Annotated in this window: 24 protein-coding genes; 17 read left to right on the plus strand and 7 right to left on the minus strand. The window is 72.5% G+C overall.

Going from position 1 to position 19,233, the window contains the following annotated elements; genetic code table 11:
* Positions 1-14: 14 nt before the first annotated feature.
* Together C2L59_RS22380 and C2L59_RS48165 are read right to left on the minus strand one after the other, a co-directional pair.
* Positions 15-1,187: an acyl-CoA dehydrogenase family protein gene (locus C2L59_RS22380; RefSeq protein ID WP_103351466.1), complete on the minus strand. Its 1,173-nt coding sequence runs from the start codon at positions 1,185-1,187 to the stop codon at positions 15-17.
* 48 nt (positions 1,188-1,235) lie between these two features.
* Positions 1,236-1,412 (minus strand): hypothetical protein, encoded by a 177-nt coding sequence (locus C2L59_RS48165; RefSeq protein ID WP_199199196.1) that lies wholly within the window; start codon positions 1,410-1,412, stop codon positions 1,236-1,238.
* Positions 1,413-1,582: 170 nt separating this feature from the next.
* Between C2L59_RS48165 and C2L59_RS22390 the strand changes: the two genes are divergently transcribed.
* From C2L59_RS22390 to C2L59_RS22415, 6 genes are all read left to right on the plus strand, one after another.
* The gene (locus C2L59_RS22390; protein WP_103351468.1) at positions 1,583-2,446 is read left to right on the plus strand and encodes a hypothetical protein; all 864 of its coding nucleotides are present in this window, start codon (positions 1,583-1,585) and stop codon (positions 2,444-2,446) included.
* Positions 2,447-2,478: 32 nt separating this feature from the next.
* The gene (gene hisH, locus C2L59_RS22395) at positions 2,479-3,096 is read left to right on the plus strand and encodes an imidazole glycerol phosphate synthase subunit HisH (RefSeq protein WP_103351469.1); all 618 of its coding nucleotides are present in this window, start codon (positions 2,479-2,481) and stop codon (positions 3,094-3,096) included.
* A gap of 35 nt (positions 3,097-3,131) precedes the next feature.
* Entirely contained in the window at positions 3,132-3,869 is a 738-nt protein-coding gene (priA, locus tag C2L59_RS22400; RefSeq protein ID WP_103351470.1) for a bifunctional 1-(5-phosphoribosyl)-5-((5-phosphoribosylamino)methylideneamino)imidazole-4-carboxamide isomerase/phosphoribosylanthranilate isomerase PriA, read from the plus strand.
* 75 nt (positions 3,870-3,944) lie between these two features.
* Positions 3,945-4,538, plus strand: a complete 594-nt coding sequence (locus C2L59_RS22405) for a TetR/AcrR family transcriptional regulator (protein ID WP_103351471.1) — start codon at positions 3,945-3,947, stop codon at positions 4,536-4,538.
* Positions 4,539-4,594: 56 nt separating this feature from the next.
* Positions 4,595-4,936, plus strand: a complete 342-nt coding sequence (locus tag C2L59_RS22410; RefSeq protein ID WP_103351472.1) for a DUF1330 domain-containing protein — start codon at positions 4,595-4,597, stop codon at positions 4,934-4,936.
* Between the two features lie 68 nt (positions 4,937-5,004).
* Positions 5,005-5,481 (plus strand): GNAT family N-acetyltransferase, encoded by a 477-nt coding sequence (locus C2L59_RS22415; RefSeq protein ID WP_103351473.1) that lies wholly within the window; start codon positions 5,005-5,007, stop codon positions 5,479-5,481.
* Here C2L59_RS22415 and C2L59_RS22420 read toward each other — a convergent pair.
* Positions 5,465-5,851 carry a PPOX class F420-dependent oxidoreductase gene (locus tag C2L59_RS22420; RefSeq protein WP_103351474.1) on the minus strand — a complete coding sequence of 129 codons (387 nt, stop codon included), beginning with the start codon at positions 5,849-5,851 and terminating at the stop codon, positions 5,465-5,467. The two genes, C2L59_RS22415 and C2L59_RS22420, sit on opposite strands and share 17 nt — an antisense overlap.
* A gap of 134 nt (positions 5,852-5,985) precedes the next feature.
* On the opposite strand from C2L59_RS22420, the gene C2L59_RS22425 reads away from it, so the two are divergent.
* Positions 5,986-6,924 carry a hypothetical protein gene (locus tag C2L59_RS22425; RefSeq protein WP_103351475.1) on the plus strand — a complete coding sequence of 313 codons (939 nt, stop codon included), beginning with the start codon at positions 5,986-5,988 and terminating at the stop codon, positions 6,922-6,924.
* Here C2L59_RS22425 and C2L59_RS22430 read toward each other — a convergent pair.
* Positions 6,914-7,891: a hypothetical protein gene (locus tag C2L59_RS22430; RefSeq protein WP_103351476.1), complete on the minus strand. Its 978-nt coding sequence runs from the start codon at positions 7,889-7,891 to the stop codon at positions 6,914-6,916. The two genes, C2L59_RS22425 and C2L59_RS22430, sit on opposite strands and share 11 nt — an antisense overlap.
* Positions 7,888-8,388 (minus strand): SigE family RNA polymerase sigma factor, encoded by a 501-nt coding sequence (locus C2L59_RS22435; RefSeq protein WP_103351477.1) that lies wholly within the window; start codon positions 8,386-8,388, stop codon positions 7,888-7,890. Before C2L59_RS22435 ends, C2L59_RS22430 begins: the two co-directional genes overlap by 4 nt.
* Before the next feature lie 236 nt (positions 8,389-8,624).
* On the opposite strand from C2L59_RS22435, the gene hisF reads away from it, so the two are divergent.
* From hisF to C2L59_RS22455, 4 genes are read left to right on the plus strand one after another with little or no spacing between them, the layout of a single operon-like run.
* The gene (hisF, locus tag C2L59_RS22440) at positions 8,625-9,398 is read left to right on the plus strand and encodes an imidazole glycerol phosphate synthase subunit HisF (protein WP_103351588.1); all 774 of its coding nucleotides are present in this window, start codon (positions 8,625-8,627) and stop codon (positions 9,396-9,398) included.
* Positions 9,395-9,772 carry a hypothetical protein gene (locus C2L59_RS22445; protein WP_103351478.1) on the plus strand — a complete coding sequence of 126 codons (378 nt, stop codon included), beginning with the start codon at positions 9,395-9,397 and terminating at the stop codon, positions 9,770-9,772. Before hisF ends, C2L59_RS22445 begins: the two co-directional genes overlap by 4 nt.
* Positions 9,769-10,131, plus strand: coding sequence for a phosphoribosyl-AMP cyclohydrolase (gene hisI / locus C2L59_RS22450; RefSeq protein WP_103351479.1), 363 nt, complete (start codon positions 9,769-9,771; stop codon positions 10,129-10,131). The genes C2L59_RS22445 and hisI overlap by 4 nt, the downstream gene beginning before the upstream one ends.
* A complete protein-coding gene (locus C2L59_RS22455) occupies positions 10,128-10,490 on the plus strand; it encodes a DUF1304 domain-containing protein (protein ID WP_103351480.1) in 363 nt (120 codons plus the stop codon). The genes hisI and C2L59_RS22455 overlap by 4 nt, the downstream gene beginning before the upstream one ends.
* Positions 10,491-10,796: 306 nt before the next feature.
* Here C2L59_RS22455 and C2L59_RS22460 read toward each other — a convergent pair whose 3' ends face one another.
* A complete protein-coding gene (locus C2L59_RS22460) occupies positions 10,797-11,411 on the minus strand; it encodes a TetR/AcrR family transcriptional regulator (RefSeq protein ID WP_199199197.1) in 615 nt (204 codons plus the stop codon).
* Positions 11,412-11,507: 96 nt separating this feature from the next.
* Between C2L59_RS22460 and C2L59_RS22465 the strand changes: the two genes are divergently transcribed.
* The 6 genes from C2L59_RS22465 to C2L59_RS22490 all read left to right on the plus strand — a co-directional run bounded on the left by C2L59_RS22465 (position 11,508) and on the right by C2L59_RS22490 (position 17,455).
* Positions 11,508-13,067 carry an anthranilate synthase component I gene (locus C2L59_RS22465; RefSeq protein WP_103351482.1) on the plus strand — a complete coding sequence of 520 codons (1,560 nt, stop codon included), beginning with the start codon at positions 11,508-11,510 and terminating at the stop codon, positions 13,065-13,067.
* A 127-nt stretch (positions 13,068-13,194) separates the two neighbouring features.
* Entirely contained in the window at positions 13,195-13,722 is a 528-nt protein-coding gene (locus C2L59_RS22470) for a Trp biosynthesis-associated membrane protein (RefSeq protein WP_103351483.1), read from the plus strand.
* A gap of 124 nt (positions 13,723-13,846) precedes the next feature.
* Entirely contained in the window at positions 13,847-14,656 is an 810-nt protein-coding gene (gene trpC / locus C2L59_RS22475; RefSeq protein ID WP_103351484.1) for an indole-3-glycerol phosphate synthase TrpC, read from the plus strand.
* Complete coding sequence (gene trpB / locus C2L59_RS22480) at positions 14,653-15,891, plus strand: tryptophan synthase subunit beta (RefSeq protein WP_103351485.1); 1,239 nt, start codon at positions 14,653-14,655, stop codon at positions 15,889-15,891. Before trpC ends, trpB begins: the two co-directional genes overlap by 4 nt.
* Positions 15,888-16,679 (plus strand): tryptophan synthase subunit alpha, encoded by a 792-nt coding sequence (trpA, locus tag C2L59_RS22485; protein WP_103351486.1) that lies wholly within the window; start codon positions 15,888-15,890, stop codon positions 16,677-16,679. The genes trpB and trpA overlap by 4 nt, the downstream gene beginning before the upstream one ends.
* A 119-nt stretch (positions 16,680-16,798) precedes the next feature.
* Positions 16,799-17,455 carry a peptidoglycan recognition family protein gene (locus C2L59_RS22490; protein WP_103351487.1) on the plus strand — a complete coding sequence of 219 codons (657 nt, stop codon included), beginning with the start codon at positions 16,799-16,801 and terminating at the stop codon, positions 17,453-17,455.
* A 399-nt stretch (positions 17,456-17,854) separates the two neighbouring features.
* Here the strand turns inward: C2L59_RS22490 and C2L59_RS22500 are convergent, their stop codons facing one another.
* Entirely contained in the window at positions 17,855-19,213 is a 1,359-nt protein-coding gene (locus tag C2L59_RS22500; protein ID WP_199199198.1) for a glutamine synthetase family protein, read from the minus strand.
* Positions 19,214-19,233 lie beyond the last annotated feature (20 nt).

Raw genomic sequence — 19,233 nt, forward strand, 5'->3', positions numbered from 1 at the left:
CCGACAAAAAACGATCAGCGGAACGCCGCGAGCCCGGTGACCGCCTGTCCGAGTGACAGCGCGTGCATCTCCTCGGTGCCTTCGTAGGTCAGCACCGTCTCGAGGTTCGCCATGTGCCGCATCACCGGGTACTCCAGCGAAATGCCGTTCGCGCCGAGCATCGAGCGCGCGGTGCGGGCCACGTCGATGGCCGACCGGACGTTCGCCATCTTGCCGAAGCTGACGTGGTTGTGGTGCAGCGAACCGGCGTCCTTCAGCCGGCCGATCTGCAGCGCCACCAGTCCGGCGCGGTTGACCTCGACCACCAGGTCGGCGAGCTTGCGCTGGGTCAGCTGGAACCCGGCGAGCGGCTTGCCGAACTGGGAACGCGCCAGCGTGTACTCCAACGCGGCTTCGTAGCACGCGCGCGCCGCGCCGACGACGCCGAAGAGGATGCCGTAGCGGGCTTCGTTCAGGCACGACAGCGGCCCGCGCAGGCCGCGGACCTCGGGGAACACCGCCGACGCCGGCAACCGGACGCCGTCCAGCACCAGTTCGGCCGTCAGCGAGGCCCGCAGCGACAGCTTGTGCTTGACCTCGTTCGCGGTGAAGCCCGGCGCCGACGTCGGGACGACGAACCCGCGGATCCCGTCGTCGGTCTGCGCCCAGACCACCGCGACGTCGGCGACCGTGCCGTTGGTGATCCACATCTTCGTGCCGGAGAGGACCCAGTCGGACCCGTCGCGCACCGCGCGCGTCCGCATCGAGCCCGGGTCGCTGCCCGCGTCCGGCTCGGTCAGCCCGAAGCAGCCCAGCGCGTCGCCGGTGGCCATCCGCGGCAGCCACTCCTGCCGCTGCTCTTCGCTGCCCCACTTGTGGATGGCGTACATCGCCAGCGACCCCTGCACCGACACGAAGCTGCGCAGGCCCGAGTCGACGGCCTCCAGTTCGCGGCACGCGATGCCGTACGCGACGGCGCTGGTGCCCGCGCAGCCGTAACCCTCCAGGTGCATGCCGAGCAGGCCGAGCGAGCCGAAGCCCTTCGCGAGCTCGGCGGCGGGGAGGGCGCCCGTTTCGTACCAGTCGGCGACGTGGCCGAGCAGGTGGTCCTTGGCGTAGGCGCGCACCGCGTCGCGCATCGCACGTTCCTCCTCGGCGAGCCCGGCGTCGAGGTCCAAGAAGTCGTGCGGGTCAGGGGTGCGGCTCATGAAGGCTCCCGGGGGACGCGTCGATGCGGCCCTCGCAGGAAACCACAGTCAGGCGTCTGTACTCCGCGTGGCGTTCGTCACGCGCGCAGCAGACGTACCGGGGTGGTACCGCGGCCGGACCTGCTGGCGCGGGATCAGCAGCTCGCCGAACTGCGGAAACGGCACACTTTCGATGTCTTCACGCCAGGCGTGCAGCATTTGGGACAGCAAGTCGTCCTCGGCCATCTTCGCCTCCTGGCGTCCGGTCGTGCCGGGCTCCACCCACACGATCGGGTGACTTGATACCCGGCGAGCGGGACGTTCAAACGGCCTTCTTCAAGATTCTTTCGGCCGACGGCCCCTCCGTGGAAGAATCGTCTCGCCGCCGCCAAGGCCTCAACTCCCGAGGAGCGCACATGCGCGCACTGCGGACGGCAAGTCTGCTCGCCCTCACCACCGCCACCCTGCTCGCCGCCACCGGCGTCGCCACCGCGCACGGCGCACGCTGGCAGCAGGTCGGCCACACCGCCGCCGAGAACCGGATCAGCGGCGAGGGCCTCACCACCCTGCGGCTTCCCGGTCACGCCCCCGAGATCGTGTACCGCAACGGCGCCACCATCCCGCAGCCGCTCAAGGACGAGGGCTGGGGTCACGTCGGCGACCCGGACTCGCTGCGCGGCTACCTCTTCGACGTCTACCAGGACACCCGGACGCCGGCGCCCGCGACGAAGATGTACCTGGTCACCCGGCCCGACGGGACGACGACGGAGTTCGTCCACCCGCTGCAGGCCGACGAGCCGGCCGCGAACGCGAACGCCCAGGTCGCGGCCACCCCCGACGGGCAGTGGCTGGTCTCGGGGCCGCTCGGCGAGATCGACCGCCTCTACGTGTCCCCGACGCCCTTCCTCAACCCGCGCGGGCCGCGGCAGGCGGGTGACCTCCCGGTGGCCGCCCGCATCCACCTCGACCACCACGTCCGCAGCGCCCAGGGCTGCGACTTCGTCGGGGTGACGACGCTGATCTGCGCCACCAGCGACCCGTACAACGACCTGTACCCGACCAACCTCCAGCTCCTGCAGATCGACCTCGCGCGCCCGCTCACCGGCCGCGACGTCACCGCACGGGTGCACGAGATCGGCCAGGTTCCGCTGGTCAGCACGTGCACGGGCACCTTCACCCCGGAAGGCGTCGACTACGACGCCGGCGTGCTGCGGGTCGAGGTCGTGCCGCCGTCGCCGTGCAACACGGTGACGGACGTCTATTCGTTCGAGCGCCGCTGAGTGCGACGGCTACGCTGGGTGCCGTGTCTCGTGTGGTGATCCTCGACTACGGTTCCGGCAACCTCCGCTCCGCCGAACGCGCGGTGGCGCGCGCCGGAGCCGAAGTCGAGGTCACCGCCGACCCCCATGCCGCGATCGAGGCCGACGGCCTGCTCGTGCCGGGCGTCGGCGCGTACTCCGCCTGCATGGCGGGGCTGCTGGACGTGCACGGGCACCGGATCATCGGCAAGCGCCTCGCCGGCGGCCGCCCGGTGCTCGGCATCTGCGTCGGCATGCAGATCCTCTTTTCCCGCGGCGTCGAGCACGGCGAGGAGACCGAGGGCACGGGCGAGTGGCCGGGCGTGGTCGACCGGCTGCACGCCGACGTCCTGCCGCACATGGGCTGGAACACGGTGCGCGCGCCCGCCGACTCGCAGCTGTTCGCCGGCCTCGACCCGGAGGAGCGCTTCTACTTCGTGCACTCGTACGCGGCGCGCAGCTGGGAGCTCGACGGGCTGCCGGGCCAGGAGCCGAAGGTGACGTGGGCCCACCACGGCGAGGACTTCGTGGCGGCGGTGGAGAACGGCCCCCTGTGGGCGACCCAGTTCCACCCGGAGAAGTCCGGCGACGCCGGGGCGCAGCTGCTGCGCAACTGGCTGGCGACCCTCTGACCGGGTGACCGGGGCCGCCGCCCTAGAGTTGGCGTGTGACTTTCACGCTGCTTCCCGCCGTTGATGTGGCCGATGGCCAGGCCGTGCGACTCGTCCAGGGCGAGGCCGGCACCGAGACCTCCTATGGCAGCCCGCTCGAAGCCGCGCTCGCGTGGCAGCGGGACGGGGCCGAGTGGATCCACTTGGTCGACCTCGACGCCGCCTTCGGCAAGGGCAGCAACCGGGAGCTGCTCGCCGAGGTCGTCGGCCGGCTCGACGTTCAGGTCGAGCTCTCCGGGGGCATCCGCGACGACGCCTCCCTCAAGGCCGCCCTCGACACCGGGGCCCGGCGCGTCAACCTCGGCACCGCCGCGCTCGAAGACCCGGAGTGGACCGCGCGCGTGATCGGCGAGTACGGCGACCGCGTCGCGATCGGCCTCGACGTGCGGATCACCGAGGCCGGCCATCGCCTCTCCGCCCGCGGCTGGACCTCCGACGGCGGCGACCTGTGGGACGTCCTCGAGCGGCTCGACCGCGACGGCGCCTCCCGCTACGTCGTCACCGACGTCAGCAAGGACGGCACCCTGCGCGGCCCGAACCTCGAGCTCCTGCGGGACGTCGTCGCCCGCACCGACGCGCCGGTGATCGCTTCCGGCGGGGTGTCGAGCGTGGCCGACCTGGTCGCGCTGGCGGGCCTGGCGTCCGACGGCGTCGAGGGGTCCATCGTCGGCAAGGCGCTCTACGCCGGCGCGTTCACGCTGCCGGAAGCCCTCGTAGCGGTCGCGAAAGTCTAGTCCGGCTGCGCGCTCCTGAACAACTCCGGATGTAGTACTTTGGCCGGAGTGCCTTCACCTACGGCAGGAGCAGTCATGGTGCGACGCAATCCCGAGCGGCGGGCCGCCCTGCTCGACGCCGCGATCGAAGTCCTCGCCGGCGAAGGCGCGCGCGGGCTCACCTTCCGCGCCGTCGACCAGCAGGCCGGCGTTCCGGTCGGCACGGCGTCCAACTACTTCTCCAGCCGCGACGAAATCCTCATGCACGCGGGGGAGCGGGTCTACGAGCGGCTGGTCGACGACGCGGTCCTCGCGGGCGGCCTGGCCGGGCCGCGCGACCGGGCCCGGGTCACCGAGCTGATGCACGAGCTCGTCGACCGCGTCGCCGCGTTCCCGACCGGGTTCCTGGCCCTGCTGGAACTGCGGCTGGAAGCCACCCGGCGGCCCGGGCTGCGGGACGTGCTCACCCGCCGCATCCGGGCGGACGTCGAATTCAACGTCGGCTACCACGAAAAGTCCGGGCTGCCCGGGGACGGCACGACGGTCGTCCTGCTGTGGCTGGCGCTGAACTGGCTGATCATGGAACGCCTGACCCTGCCGGACCTGTTCACCGACGACCAACGCCACGACCTCGTCACGGCGCTGGTGGACCGCTTGCTGGCCGGGCCGCCGCCGTTACCTCCGACGTAATCGACACCGTTCCCCCGGCGGGCGAAGATTCCTTTCGGGACAACGAAAGGAACACCATGACCGCCTACGGAGTAGCCCACCTGCGCCCGCCCGCTCAGCTGCCGGAGGAGGTCTTCGAGTACCTCGAACGCATCCAGGCGACGCTGGACCCGTACGGCGGCAAGGTCCTCGTGCACGGCGCGCAGGTGGAGGTGCGGGAAGGCGAGTGGCCGGGCGCGCTGGTCGTCATCGAATTCCCGAGCCTCACCGCGGCGCGCGCGTGGTACGACTCGCCCGCCTACCGGGAAATCCTGCGGCTGCGCGCCGACCACATCCCGGGTGACCTGGTCCTCGTGGACGGCTGCGGCCCGGACCACGACTCGGCCGCGCTGGGTGCGGCCCTGCGCGCGGCCGCGTGAGACCGAATGGGAAGCGTGGGGCCGAAAAGGGGCTGACAGGCGGCCCCGGTGGTCGTAGGTTGCCGCGGGTGGAGGAGATCGTCACCCAGCTCGAAATGACCGCCGCCGATCAGCTCAACCCCGCACCGCCCGTCGACGGCGTCGCGGTGCGGGCCGTCGAGCCGGGGCCGCTGATCCGCGAGCTGCACGTCCGGATCGGGACGCCGCACCGCTGGCCGAGCGCGTCCCGCGGCGACGAGGAGTGGGCGCGCTGGCTCGCCGAACCGGAGCGGCGGTACCGGGTCGTCGAGTACCGCGGCGACGTCGCCGGCGCCGCCGATTTCGAGCCGCAGCCGGACGGCGTCGTCGAGATCACCACCTTCGGGCTGCTGCCGGAGTTCGTCGGGAAAGGACTGGGCGGGTACGCGCTCACCCTCGTCGTCGCCGACGCGTGGACGCTGCCCGGCACGCGCCGCGTGTGGCTGCACACCTCGACGCTCGACCACCCGAACGCGCTGCCGAACTACCTGCGGCGCGGGTTCCGGAGCTTCAGCCGTCCAGTTTGACGGCGATCCCGACGGTCCGGTCGGCCGGCCCGCGCAGCTTCGAGAAGAACATCGTGACCCGCCCGACGATGCCGTACTTGCGGGCGATGGCCCGCCGGACCCGCTCGGTGCCGCCGGCATCGAGCAGCCGGGCCTGCCCGGACACCTTCGCGCCGTGGGTCTTCTGCCCGCGCAGGTCGCACGCCTGGACTTCGACGCGGCCGCCGTTGCGGATCCGCTTGACCTTCCCGGCCTTCCGCTCCGACCACAGGACGAGCTCGCCGCCGTCGCCGGCCACCCAGATCGGAGTGGGCACGGCCCGCCCGTCGCGCCGGAACGTGGTCAGGACGACGTACCGCTCGGCGGCGAGGCGGTCGGTCTCGGAAGTCATGACCCCACCGTAGCCGCCCGGGAAATTCGGCTGCGCCTTTCGGCGCCAAACCCCACACGCCCGGCCGAAGCGTTTCAACGCCTGCATCTGCAACGCTTCATGCTGCTGGATCACCCGCACACTGGAGGGCGTAGATGGCGGTCGAACAGCAACTCCCGGTCCAGCCTGAAGCTGGCTTCTTCGGCGCGGGGCCCTATCCCGCGCGGCGAGCCGTCATCGCCGTCATCGCGGTCCTGGCGGGGTTCGTCCTCACCGCGATCTGGTCGGCGCCGTTCGTCGACTCCGTGATCGGGGACAGCGTCGCGAACGGGCTGCTCGGCTACGACGCCAAAGCCACCCCGGTCAGCGGCGTCCTCGCCGGAACCTTGTTCGCCTTCGTCTCCGGCCTCGCGGGCTCCTTCACCGCCTGCAACATCGCCGCCTTCGGGGCCGTCGCCCCGCTCGTCGGCGACCAGACCGGCGGGAAGCGCAACGCTTTCAAGCCGCTCGGCTGGATCGCCGCCGGGATGCTCACCGTGTCCGTCGGCTACGGCGTGATCGTCGCGCTCGTCGGGACGCGGATGCCGCAGTTCGACACCTCGAAGACCACCGGGCTCTCGCCGCGCAGCATCCAGTCCATGATCGCCTTCGGGGTGGTCGGCCTGGTCTTCCTCGGCATGGGCCTGATCGCGCTCGGCATCGTCCGCAACCCCTTCGCGGGCTTCACCCGCCGCCACCCCGCGGCGCCGCTGGTCCTGATGGGCGCGCTGATCGGCGGGTTCCTCATCGGACGGCCGTACCCGCTGTTCCGGATCATGTTCCGCAGCGCCGCGGAGCAGCACAACGTGCTTTACGGCGCCGCCGCGTTCGCGCTGCAGTCCGTCGGCAACATCGTCGTCATGGCCGTGCTGTTCCTGATCCTCACCTACGCCACCGGCGGCCGCGTGCAGCGCCGGCTGGCCGCGAAGCCGGCCCGGGTCGCCACCGTGACCGGTGCGGCGCTGCTCGTCGGCGGCACGTTCACGCTGCTCTACTGGGACGTCCGCGTGCTCGGCCGGCTGGGGATCATCTGGTTCCCGATGGTCAGCTGGTGACGCGGCCGAGCCAGCCGTAGTCGGGCGCCGGGTCGAGCTGGACGCCGTTCGCGACGGCGATCAGCTCGGCCTCCGGCCGCGGTCCCGACACGGTCAGCCAGCGCCCCGACGGCAGCCGGACCGCGACCGTCGCGTCCCGTCCGGTGCCCGGCGCGACGAAGTACCCTTCGCCGCCGCGGACGGTCACCGGGGCCGCGCCGCTCAGGCCGGGGGAGCTCGCGCCGGCGGTCGCCGTCACCACGGCGACCGACGGCCGGGCGGGGTCGGCCGCGGTCAGCTCGGTGATCGCGTCGGCGGGGCCGGTGCCCCGCACCGCGGCCGAACGCTCGGCCAGCCCCGTCGGGAGCGGCCCGAACCGCAGCTCGCCGCGGACGCCGACCGGGTCGGCGGCGACCGCGTCGGCGATCCGCTGGGCGACCGCGCGGGCGTCCGGGACCCCGGTGAGCGACGCGACCACCACGTGCTCGTCGTCGGCCAGCCAGGTGAGCCGGGCGGCGCTGTCCGCGCCGGTGACCATGGCGACCCGGCCGTGCACCACGATCTGGTCGCGCAGCGCCGCGATCTTCAGCGCGGCCTGCGACCACTCGGGATCGGCGGTCGGGTACGTCTGCAGCGTGATCGACGCCGGCCCGGCGAACCACCGCCGGACCTGGGGGAGGAGCCCGGGCCCGCCTTCGCGGTACTGCTCGGTGAAGCCGTCCGGCAGCCACTCCGGGCTGTAGGCGAGCACCGGGCGGCCGGCGGCCGGCGTCAGGTCCGGCCGGGTCAGCAGCTGCGTGCCCGCGACGACGCCGGCGACCAGCACGACCACGGCGGCGGCGACGAGGGCCAGCCGGGTCGACGGCCGCCGCTGCCGGCCGGCGCGCGCGAGGGCGTCGCGCACCGCGTGGCCGTCCGGGGCGCGCGCGGCGAGGCGCTCCAGGCTGTCCCGGACCAGCGTCTCGGTCTCGTGCTCGCTGCGGGTCATTCGGGGGCTCCGGTGGTGATGGCGGTGTGGTTCAACCCGGCCTGGCGCAGGGTGGCCAGCGCACGCGAAATCTGGCTGCGCACGGTGGAGGCGCCGCAGCGCAGGACCGCGGCGATCTCGGCGTCGGAGTAGTTCTCGTAGTACCGCAGCACGATCGCGGCGCGCTGCTTGCGCGGCAGCGTGGCCAGCAGGCCGAGCATCGCGTCCCGCTCGTCGTAGGCGGCGGCCGGATCGGCTTCCGGCGGGCTGAGCGCGTCGAGGACGTCGTGGCTGCTCGGCACCATCCGCCGCACGGCCCGCCGCCGCCACGAGAGGTACTCGTTGGTGACCATCCGCCGCACGTAGGCCGGCGGCGCGGCGATGCCGTCCCAGCGCTGCTGGGCGCGCAGCAGCACGTCCTGGACGATGTCCTGCGCCAGGTGCGGGTCGTTCGTCAGGACGGTGGCGTAGCGGAGCAGCCCGTCCAGCCGCTCCGCCACGAACTCTTCGAAGCTCACACGCGTCCCTTCCGTCTTTCTGGGGGACGCATGAGGGGGCCGTACCGCTGCACGGCGGACGGAAGTTGTCTACCCCGTCACCTCCTCCGGCCCCGCAGCGCTGGGACGCGACCACCGGGGAGTGCGTGCCGGACGGCGCCGGGGACCTGGTGCCCGGCGGCGAACCGGCCACCGGCTTCGCCTTCGTCCGCGTGCCATCGGCGGAGGTCCGCGGGCCCTTGACTACGCTGGTGGTCATGTCTGTCGCGGTGCGGGTGATCCCCTGTCTCGACGTCGACGCGGGCCGGGTCGTGAAGGGTGTCAACTTCGCCGGCCTCCGCGACGCCGGCGACCCCGTCGAGCTCGCCCGGCGGTACGACGCCGAAGGCGCCGACGAGCTCACCTTCCTCGACGTCACCGCCTCTTCCGGCGACCGCGAAACCACCTACGACGTCGTCCGGCGGACCGCCGAGCAGGTGTTCATCCCGCTCACCGTCGGGGGCGGGGTGCGCAGCAACGACGACGTCAACCGGCTGCTGCGGACCGGGGCCGACAAGGTCAGCATCAACACCGCTGCCATCGCCCGGCCCGAGTTCCTCAGCGAGGCGTCGAGGCGGTTCGGTGCCCAGTGCATCGTGCTCTCCGTCGACGCGCGGCGCGTGCCCGAGGGCGGCGAGCCGACCGCGTCCGGGTTCGAGGTCACCACCCACGGCGGGCGCCGCGGGACCGGGATCGACGCCGTCGAGTGGGCGGCGCGCGGGGAGGAACTCGGCGTCGGGGAGATCCTGCTGAACTCCATGGACGCCGACGGCACCAAGAACGGCTTCGACCTCGAACTCCTCGGACTCGTGCGCAAGGCCGTGCGCGTGCCGGTGATCGCCAGCGGCGGCGCCGGGGCCCTCGAACACTTTCTGCCCGCCGTGCGGACCGGGGCCGACGCCGTGCTCGCCGCCAGCGTCTTCCACTTCGGACAGCTGAAGATCGGGGACGTCAAGGACGCGCTGCGCGAAGGCGGGGTCGAGGTCCGGTGAAGTCCTGGCAGGCACCCGTCGAGGTGAAAGTCACCGCCGGCCTGCTCGTCGGGCTGCCGGTCGCGTGGGCGCTGCTCGACCTGATCCCGGTCCTCGGCGCGGGGTCGGGCCTGGCGATCTACCGGATGCCCGCGCTGGCGCTGATCCTCGGCGGCGTCGTGACCACCGGGCTCGTCTTGAAACACGGCAGCGCGCGCATCGGCGGCTTGGTCGTCGCGGTCGTCTTCGCGCTGCTGCACGCGTTCCTGGTGCTCGGCGCCGAGCTGTGGTGGGTCAAGCTGTTCTCCGGCCTGTCCTTCGCCGGCTACGGCTACGCGTTCGTCCTGTTGAACTCGATGCCGCTCAAGCGGCACATCCTGGGAGCCGAAGCATGACCCTGGACGCGGCCGTTTCGGCGCGCCTCAAGCGCAACGCCGACGGCCTGATCTCCGCGGTCGTCGTCGAGCACGCCACTTCGGACGTGCTGATGATGGCCTGGATGAACGACGACGCCCTCGCTGCCACCCTGGCCACCCGCCGCGGCACGTACTGGTCGCGCAGCCGGCAGAAGCTGTGGGTCAAGGGCGAGACGTCCGGCCACTACCAGCACGTCCGCGAGGTGCGGATCGACTGCGACGGCGATACGGTCCTGCTGCGCGTCGACCAGACCGGCCCGGCCTGTCACACCGGCACGCACACCTGTTTCGACACCGAGGAGCGCCTGCTCCTGGCCGAGGAGAAAGAGCTCGCGTGACCATCGTCGCCGACATCCTGGTCGGGCTCGTCGCCCTGATCCACCTCTACATCGTGGTCCTCGAGATGTTCCTCTGGACGAGCCCCCGCGCCCGCGCCGGCTTCGGCATGACGAAGGAGTTCGCGGAGCAGACCAAGACGCTCGCCGCGAACCAGGGGCTGTACAACGGCTTCCTCGCGCTCGCCCTGGTGTGGGGCCTGATCGCGAGCGACCCGACGGGCTTCCAGCTCAAGCTGTACGGCATCGTCTGCGTGATCATCGCGGGCCTGTACGGCGCCGCGACGGCCAGCAAGCGGATCCTGTTCGTGCAGGTGCTCCCGGGCGCGCTGGCGCTGATCGCGCTGCTGCTGGCGAGGTAGGCGCCCGGCGGCCGCAACCGCCTCTCGCCCGCCGGGCCCGGCTCGACGCTCCTGAGCTCGGCCGGTGGGTCCCGTTCGCGCTCGTCCGGCGGCGGGCGTGGTGGCTCACCGCCGCGGTGATCGCCGTGCTCGGCCGCGGCTTCCTCGCGGTCGCGAAGCCCTCGGTAAGCAGCAGTTTCCGCCGTCGTCGTCCTGCTGGCCGCTGGGCGCCTGCACCGCCGACGGTGACCGCCGGATCGACTTCGCCGTCGAAACCCGCGCGGCTGCATGCTGGTGCGGTACCGGCCGCGGACCGCGCGGCCCGGCTCAGCCGATCGCGCCGGTCAGGTACCGCTGCAGGTTCGGTGCGATCGCGCGCACCAGGACCTCGACGTCCTCGGTGGCCAGCGGTTCGAACTTCGCCACGTACCGGACCATGCCCAGGCCCACCATCTGGGAGGCGCACAGGTTCATTCGCAGCGGGACGTGGTCCGAGCCGATCGACGTGATCAGGGCGCTGAAGAAGCGCTGGAAGAAATCGCGCAGCACGTGGCCGGCCTGTTCGTGGCCGGTGATGCTGCGGATCAGCGCCACGAACACGCCGCCGCCCGCGCTGTCCCAGCGGGTGACGAACGTGCGGACGATCCGCTCGCCCAGTTCGTCGTCGGGCCCGTTGCGCAGGACTTTCTGCAGCTCCAGCGGGTCGAACGGCAGCTCGAGGACCGCCTGGGCGAACAGGCCCTCCTTGCTGCCGAACCAGTGGTTGACCATCGCCGCGTCGACACCGGCGCGGGTGGCGATCGCGCGCACCGTCGCGCCGTCGTAGCCGTTCTCGGCGAACACGGCCCGGGCCGCGTCGACCAGTGCGGTGCGGGTGTCCTGGCCGGCGGGCCGCCGGCCGCGGCGGCGGACGTTAGGCTCGGTGTTCTCCGTGGTGCTCACGGCTCCATCATGACCGATGGGCCACCCGAATTCAACGCTCATTGAATTTGTGCCCCGGCGCCCGCCGTGCTCCGCGCAAGCGGCACAATGAGGTCCATGGTCAGCGCATCCGCCGGTTCGGCCGGTCCCGGCACGGTCAGCCCGTCCCGCGAGGACTTCCGCGTCCTCGCCGAGAGCCGCCGCGTGATCCCGGTCGTGCGCCGGGTCCTCGCCGACGGCGAGACGCCGATCGGGGTGTACCGCAAGCTCGCCGCCGACCGGCCGGGCACGTTTCTGTTCGAGTCCGCCGAGAACGGCGCGTCCTGGACCCGCTGGTCGTTCATCGGGGTCCGCAGCCCGGCCGCGCTCACCGTCCGCGACGGCGAAGCGGTCTGGACCGGCACCCCACCGGTCGGCCTGCCCTCCGAGGGCAACCCGCTGACCGTGCTGCGCGAGACCATCGAGGCCCTGCACACCGAGCCGCTGCCCGGCCTGCCCCCGCTGACCGGCGGCATGGTCGGCTACATCGGCTACGACGCCGTGCGCTGGCTGGAACGGCTGCCGGAGCTGGCCGAACGCGACCTCGACATCCCCGAGCTGACCATGCTCCTGGCCACCGACCTGGCCGCGTTCGACCACCACGAGGGCACGGTCACGCTGATCGCGAACGCCGTCAACTGGGACGACTCGCCCGAGCGGGTGGACGCGGCCTACGACGACGCCGTCGCCCGGCTGAGCGCGATGACCGAGCAGCTGCAGGTGCCCGCGCCGGCCACCGTCGCCGCGTTCGACCGGCCCGCCCCGGAATTCACCCGGAAGCGGTCGAAGGCGGACTTCCACGCGGCCGTCGAGAAGGCCGTCGAGGCGATCAAGGCCGGCGAAGCGTTCCAGATCGTGCCGTCGCAGCGGTTCGAGATTTCCACTGCGGCCGACGCCCTCGACATCTACCGCGTGCTGCGGACGTCCAACCCGAGCCCCTACATGTACCTGTTGCGCCTGGAGGGCTTCGACATCGTCGGCTCCAGCCCGGAATCGCTGGTCACCGTGCGGGACGGCCGCGCGACCACGCACCCGATCGCGGGCACGCGCTGGCGCGGCGCCGACCCGGAGGAGGATGCGCAGCTGGCCAAGGACCTGCTGGCCGACGAGAAGGAGCGCGCCGAGCACCTGATGCTCGTCGACCTCGGCCGCAACGACCTCGGCAAGGTCTGCAAGCCGGGCACCGTCCGGGTGGTCGACTTCTTCCAGATCGAGCGCTACAGCCACGTGATGCACATCGTGTCCACCGTCACCGGCGAGCTGGCCGAGGGCAAGACGGCCTTCGACGCGGTGACGGCGTGCTTCCCGGCCGGGACGCTGTCCGGCGCGCCCAAGGTCCGCGCGATGCAGCTGATCGAGGAGCTCGAGCCGGTCCGCCGCGCGCTGTACGGCGGGGTCGTCGGCTACCTCGACTTCGCCGGCGACGCCGACACCGCGATCGCGATCCGCACCGCGCTGGTCAAGGACGGCATCGCGCACGTCCAGGCCGGCGGCGGGGTGGTCGCCGACTCGGTGCCGGACTACGAGGACACCGAATCGCTGAACAAGGCCCGGACCGTGCTCTCGGCGGTGGCCGCGGCGCAGACCATGGTGGCGGCGGGCGCGCTCGACCCGGCCGCGGACGCCGCGCATGTCTGACACACCGGACGCGCCGCGGGCGCCGGGCGCCGCCTCCCCGGCCGCCGACGCGGCGGCTTTGGGCGCGGCCTCTCCGGCTGCCGGCGCGGCAGCGCCGGCGGCGACCGCGTCGAGGCGTCCACTGTGGATGATCGTGGTCGCGCTGCTGCTCGGTGCGGCCGCGCTGTGGGGTGCGTCACGCCTGACGTGGTTCGCCGAGTTCCGCGACGGCGGCGTCCGCGGCACGATCCTCTACCGCGAGTCCGGCGAGCAGCAGGCCACCGCCCTGGTGCCGCTGGCCCTGCTCGCCCTGGCCGGAGTGGCCGGGGTGGTGGCCACCGGCGGCTGGGCGCGGCGCGTCCTGGGCGTCGTGCTGGCGCTGGCCGGGGCCGCCGCGGTCTGGACCGGCGTCGCCGGGGTCCGGTTCTCCGGCTACGCCGACGGCCTGCCCGTCACCCAGATGCTGCTGGGCCGCGGCCTGGCCGTGCTCGGGGGAATTCTCGTCGCCACCGGCGGGTTGGTCGCCGTCAAGGGCGCCGGCCGCGCCGCGCGCCTCGGCACGAAGTACGCGGCCCCGGCCACCCGGAAGAAGGTGCGTGACCCGGACGCCGAGCTGTGGGAGGCGCTGTCCGAAGGGGAAGACCCGACGGACGTCCGGGGCAGGCATTCGGAGTAACGCGCACACCCGGAACCGGGCGTCTCGGATGCGGGGGTTAGCATCGTTTCGGCGGGAAGGGGAAGGTTTTTGTGAGCGACCTTGCGAGTGAATCCGTGAGCACGTGCCCTGGTGGGGGCGCCCGGTGAGCGTGCTCGAAGACATCGTCGCCGGCGTGCGGGAAGACCTCGCCGTGCGGGAATCCGCGCTGCCGTTCGACCAGCTGAAGATCCGGGCGGCCGCCGCCCCCGGCCCCCGCGACGTGATGGCCGCGCTGCGCGAGTCCGGCATCGGCGTGATCGCCGAAGTCAAGCGGCGCAGCCCCTCGAAGGGCGACCTGGCCGACATCCCCGACCCGGCCGCGCTGGCGAAGGACTACGAAGCCGGCGGCGCGCGCGTGATCAGCGTGCTCACCGAGCAGCGCCGGTTCGGCGGTTCGCTGGCCGACCTGGACGCCGTCCGTGCCGCGGTCGACATCCCCGTCCTGCGCAAGGACTTCATCGTCAGCCCCTACCAGGTGCACGAGGCCCGCCTGCACGGCGCCGACATGGTGCTGCTGATCGTCGCCGCGCTGGAGCAGAACGCGCTCGTTTCGCTGCTCGACCGCGTCGAGTCGCTCGGCATGACCGCGCTGGTGGAGATCCACAACGCCGAGGAGGCCGACCGGGCCCTCGAGGCGGGCGCCAAGGTCATCGGCGTCAACGCGCGCAACCTGCACACCCTCGAGGTGGACCGGGACGTCTTCTCGCGGCTGGCCCCCGGCCTGCCGATGGACGTCTACAAGGTCGCCGAATCCGGCGTCCGCGGCCCGGGCGACCTGATGTCGTACGCCGGCCACGGCGCCGACGCGGTGCTGGTCGGCGAGGGCCTGGTGGCCTCCGGCGACCCGAAGGGCGCCCTGGTCAAGCTGGTCACCGCCGGTTCCCACCCCGCCTGCCCGAGGCCGTCGCGGTGACCGAAGAGCACGGTGCTGTCGAACGGCCTCAGGAACTCGGCGCGCACGACCCGGACGAGCGCGGCTACTACGGCCCGTACGGCGGGCGGTTCATGCCGGAGGCGCTGATCGGCGTCGTCGACGAGGTCGCCACCGAGTACGACAAGGCCCGCCACGACCCGGAGTTCCTGAACGAGTTCAACCGCCTGCTGAAGGACTACGCGGGCCGTCCGTCGCTGCTCACCGAGGCCAAGCGCTTCGGCGAGCACGCCGGCGGCGCGCGCGTGTTCCTCAAGCGCGAGGACCTGAACCACACCGGCTCCCACAAGATCAACAACGTGCTGGGCCAGGCGCTGCTCACCAAGCGGATGGGCAAGAAGCGCGTCATCGCCGAAACCGGCGCGGGCCAGCACGGCGTCGCGACGGCCACCGCGTGCGCGCTGCTCGACCTCGACTGCGTCGTTTACATGGGCGAGGTCGACACCGAGCGCCAGGCGCTGAACGTGGCCCGGATGCGGCTGCTCGGCGCCGAGGTGATCCCGGTCAAGACCGGTTCGCGGACGCTGAAGGACGCGATCAACGAGGCCCTGCGCGACTGGGTGACCAACGCCGACACCACGCACTACCTGTTCGGCACGGCGGCCGGCCCGGCGCCGTTCCCGACGATGGTGCGCAACTTCCACCACGTCATCGGCACCGAGGCCCGCGAGCAGATCCTGGAGCAGGCCGGCCGCCTGCCCGACGTCGTCGCGGCCTGCGTCGGCGGCGGGTCCAACGCGATCGGCATCTTCTCGGGGTTCTACGACGACCCGTCCGTGCGGCTGGTCGGCCTGGAGCCGGGCGGCGAGGGCATCGAGGGCAACCGGCACGGGGCGACGCTCACCAAGGGCACCCCGGGCAACCTGCACGGCGCGATGACGTACCTGCTGCAGGACGAGGACGGCCAGACGGTCGAGTCGCACTCGATCTCGGCCGGGCTGGACTACCCGGGCGTCGGCCCGGAGCACGCGTGGCTGAAGGACACCGGCCGCGCCGAGTACCGGCCGGTCACCGACGCCGAGGCGATGGACGCGTTCAAGCTGCTGTCCCGCACCGAGGGCATCATCCCGGCGATCGAGTCGGCGCACGCGCTGGCCGGCGCGCTGGTGCTGGGCCGCGAACTCGGCCCGGACGGGTTGATCGTGGTCAACCTTTCGGGTCGTGGTGACAAGGACATGGACACGGCGGCCAAGTGGTTCGGACTGGTGAACGGATGAGCGGGCTGGACGACCTCTTCGCGACGACCCGCGCGGAGGGCCGCGCCGCGCTGATCGGCTACCTCCCGGCGGGCTTCCCCACGGTCGACGGCTCGAAGGACCTGATCGCGGCCTGCGTCGACGGCGGCGCGGACCTGATCGAGGTCGGCGTCCCGTATTCGGACCCGGTGATGGACGGCCCGACGATCCAGGCGGCGTCGGTGACGGCGCTGGACAACGGCTTCCGCCTCAAGCACCTGTTCGAGGTGGTCGAGTCGGTGTCGTCACGCGGCGGCCGCGCGGTCGTGATGACGTACTGGAACCCGGTGAACCGCTACGGCGTGGACCGCTTCGCGCGTGACCTCGCGTCGGCGGGCGGCCTGGGCCTGATCACGCCGGACCTGATCCCGGACGAAGCCTCTTCGTGGCTGACGGCTTCGAAGGAGCACGGCCTGGACCGGACGTTCCTGGTGGCGCCTTCGTCGTCGGAGGAGCGGCTGGCCCGCACGGCGGCGGCGTCCTCGGGCTTCATCTACGCGACCGCGGTGATGGGCGTGACGGGTGCCCGCGACCAGGTCGGCGCGGGCGCGGAGGACCTGGTCCGGCGCACGCGGGCCCACACGGACCTGCCGATCGGCGTGGGCCTGGGCGTCCGGTCGGGCGACCAGGCGGCCGAGGTGGCCTCGTTCGCGGACGCGGTGATCGTGGGTTCGGCCCTGGTCACGGCGGCGGCGGAAGGTTCCGGCGGCGTCCGCCGGTTGTCGTCGGAGCTGGCCGAGGGTGTGCGCCGGGCGGTCGCGACCGCTTGAGCCGGCCTCGGCGGGCCGAGACCGGAAACCGGATCAGCTCGGCCCTCCGCCGCGACGATCCGTCTCGGCCGACCGGCTTTTGTACGGAAGCTGTACGCCGCCGCGGCAGGGTCCTGTCCATGGACATCGCACACCTCCCGCGGCGCAGCTTCCTCCGCGGGGCCGCCGGCCTCGCCGTGGCCGGCGCCGCCGGTCTTCTGCTGCCGCAAGCCGCGCGGGCCGCCGGCGCTCCGCGGATCTACAGCTGTGCCGAATGGGGTGCGCGGCCGCCCGCCGATGCGCTCACCACCCTCGGCCACCCGGCGGACCGGGTCCTCATCCACCACATCGCGTGCCCCGACAGCACCGACTACTCCCTGGCGCACGCCTTCCAGGTCGCCCGCGACGACCAGCACGACCACATCGACAACAACGGCTGGTCCGACACCGGCCAGCACTTCACGGTCAGTCGCGGCGGCTACCGCCTCGAAGGCCGCCACGGCAGCCTCGACGCCCTGCGTGGCGGCAGGACGATGATCCAGGGCGCCCACTGCCCGGGCCAGAACACCAACGCCATCGGCATCGAGAACGAAGGCACCTACACGAACGTGGAGCCACCGGAGGCGCAGTGGGCCTCGCTGGTCGTGTTCTGCGCCTACATCTGCCGCCAGTACGGCATCGGGGTCGAGGAGATCAAGGGGCACCGAGACTTCTACAACACCGAATGCCCCGGCGACCGCCTGTACGCGAAGCTGCCGCAGCTGCGCACGGAGGTCGCCAGGGCATTGGCGGCGTAGGAGCTCAGCCGAGTGTGCCCAACGTCCGCACGGCGTCCGAAGCCGCGGCCTGGTCGGCCGGGTCCGGCGCGGCCGCCGCGGCGGATGCGGTGAGGCCGCCGGGTGCGTGCACCCCAGCTGCTGCAACGACCCCTTCGACCGGTCCAGGCCCGACGATCGCAACGTGCGGCATTACGCCCGGGTGCTCGACGACCGGCGGTCGAGCGCGGGCTGGTCGACCCCGCCCGGTGCAGGTTCGTCTTGGCCGGGCTGGGTTTCCCGGCCACCAGCGTCATCGGGTCGCCCGGCGGCACCAGCGCCACCGGGGCCCGCTGACCCGCCGCGGCCTGTAGTTCGATCACCGCACGATTCCCGGGCCGGAAAACGGCATTCGCGGCAAAAAGTTGCTTGCCGAAAGGATCAATGGAGGTACCGCATCACGGCGCACAGCTCCTCGGGCGGCAGCGCGCCCAGCCGGTCGATCTCGCCGCGGCGCACGTCCATCAACGTCGTCGCCAGTTCCGCCCCGAACGCCGACGTCAGCGCGGAGTCCGCTTCGAACGCCGTCACCGCGTCGGCCAGGGAGACCGGCAGCCGCTCGGCCGAGGGCAGCGTGGCCGGGTCGACGTCGGCCGGTTCCGGCAGGCTCGCGCGGGCGGACACCCCGGCCAGCCCCGCGAAGATCAGCGCGGCCACCACCAGGTACGGGTTCGCCGTCAGGTCGAAGCACTTGACCTCGAAGTTCGCCGCCCGGTCGCGCTGCCCGGCCGGGCCCTGGACCAGCCGCAGCGGCGCCTCGCGGTTTTCCAGGCCCCACGCGCGGAACACGCCGGCCCAGTGGTGCGGTTCGAGCCGCAGGTAGCTGACCACCGAGGGCGCGCCGATCGCCAGCAGCGCCGGCAGCCGCGCGAGGATGCCGGCGCCGAACGCCTCCGCGGTGTCCGTGAGCCCGAACCGCCGGTCGCCGCCGGTGCAGAGGTTGCGGTCGCCGTCCCAAAGGCTCAGGTGGACGTGACCGCCGTTGCCGACGCCGTCCGGCGCGAACTTCGGCGTGAACGACGCGCGCAGCCCGTACTGCCCGCTGATCGTCCGGATCGTCTCGCGGGTCAGCACCGCGACGTCCGCCGCGCGCAGCGGATCGCCCGCGGCCACCGACACTTCGAACTGCCCGGCCGCGTACTCCGGGTGGATCTGCTCCACCGCGACACCCTGGGCGGTCAACGTGGACACCAGCTTGCGCAGGTAACCCGCCTGCGAAGACAGCCGCGCGTAGCCGTAGGCCGGGCCCGCGGTGGCCGAGCGCGGGTCGTCCGGGGCGTCGGCCGCCGTGACCACCCACTCGAGCTCGAACGCCGTCCGCGCGTGGTAGCCCAGCTCCGCGAGCCGGGCCGTCGCGGCCGCCACCAGCGCCCGCGCGTCCTGCGGGTGCGGCGCGCCCTCCTGGTCGTACCGCCAGGCCGGCGCCCACGCCCAGCCCGGCTGCGCGGCCAGCGGCACGAGCGCGTCGAGGTCGGGGTGCAGCCGCAGGTCGCCGACCGGGCCGCGCGAATGCGTGCCGCCCACGATGTCGTCGGTGGCCAGGAAGAAGTCGAACGAGTTCGACGCGCCGACGCCCCACGCCGCCGCCGACCACAGCCGGTCCACCGGAACCGCCTTCACCCGCGCGATGCCGCTGTTGTCCACGAAGGTCAACGCGACCAGCTCGACGCCGGCGGCGCGCAGGCCGTCGGCCCGGATGGCGCCCTGTTGCGCGAGTTCTGCCCGATCGAGCTGGCTCATCCTGCCCCCGTCGATGTTCA

Source organism: Amycolatopsis sp. CA-128772 (assembly GCF_002904295.1).
Lineage (GTDB): Bacteria > Actinomycetota > Actinomycetes > Mycobacteriales > Pseudonocardiaceae > Amycolatopsis.

Bases quoted from the DNA above. Each gene is read 5' to 3' on its own strand.
- C2L59_RS22380 (WP_103351466.1), bottom strand. From the start codon at position 1,187: ATGAGCCGCACCCCTGACCCGCACGACTTCTTGGACCTCGACGCCGGG.
- C2L59_RS48165 (WP_199199196.1), bottom strand. From the start codon at position 1,412: ATGGCCGAGGACGACTTGCTGTCCCAAATGCTGCACGCCTGGCGTGAA.
- C2L59_RS22390 (WP_103351468.1), top strand. From the start codon at position 1,583: ATGCGCGCACTGCGGACGGCAAGTCTGCTCGCCCTCACCACCGCCACC.
- C2L59_RS22405 (WP_103351471.1), top strand. From the start codon at position 3,945: ATGGTGCGACGCAATCCCGAGCGGCGGGCCGCCCTGCTCGACGCCGCG.
- C2L59_RS22410 (WP_103351472.1), top strand. From the start codon at position 4,595: ATGACCGCCTACGGAGTAGCCCACCTGCGCCCGCCCGCTCAGCTGCCG.
- C2L59_RS22420 (WP_103351474.1), bottom strand. From the start codon at position 5,851: ATGACTTCCGAGACCGACCGCCTCGCCGCCGAGCGGTACGTCGTCCTG.
- C2L59_RS22425 (WP_103351475.1), top strand. From the start codon at position 5,986: ATGGCGGTCGAACAGCAACTCCCGGTCCAGCCTGAAGCTGGCTTCTTC.
- C2L59_RS22430 (WP_103351476.1), bottom strand. From the start codon at position 7,891: ATGACCCGCAGCGAGCACGAGACCGAGACGCTGGTCCGGGACAGCCTG.
- hisF (WP_103351588.1), top strand. From the start codon at position 8,625: ATGTCTGTCGCGGTGCGGGTGATCCCCTGTCTCGACGTCGACGCGGGC.
- hisI (WP_103351479.1), top strand. From the start codon at position 9,769: ATGACCCTGGACGCGGCCGTTTCGGCGCGCCTCAAGCGCAACGCCGAC.
- C2L59_RS22465 (WP_103351482.1), top strand. From the start codon at position 11,508: ATGGTCAGCGCATCCGCCGGTTCGGCCGGTCCCGGCACGGTCAGCCCG.
- C2L59_RS22470 (WP_103351483.1), top strand. From the start codon at position 13,195: ATGATCGTGGTCGCGCTGCTGCTCGGTGCGGCCGCGCTGTGGGGTGCG.
- trpA (WP_103351486.1), top strand. From the start codon at position 15,888: ATGAGCGGGCTGGACGACCTCTTCGCGACGACCCGCGCGGAGGGCCGC.
- C2L59_RS22490 (WP_103351487.1), top strand. From the start codon at position 16,799: ATGGACATCGCACACCTCCCGCGGCGCAGCTTCCTCCGCGGGGCCGCC.
- C2L59_RS22500 (WP_199199198.1), bottom strand. From the start codon at position 19,213: ATGAGCCAGCTCGATCGGGCAGAACTCGCGCAACAGGGCGCCATCCGG.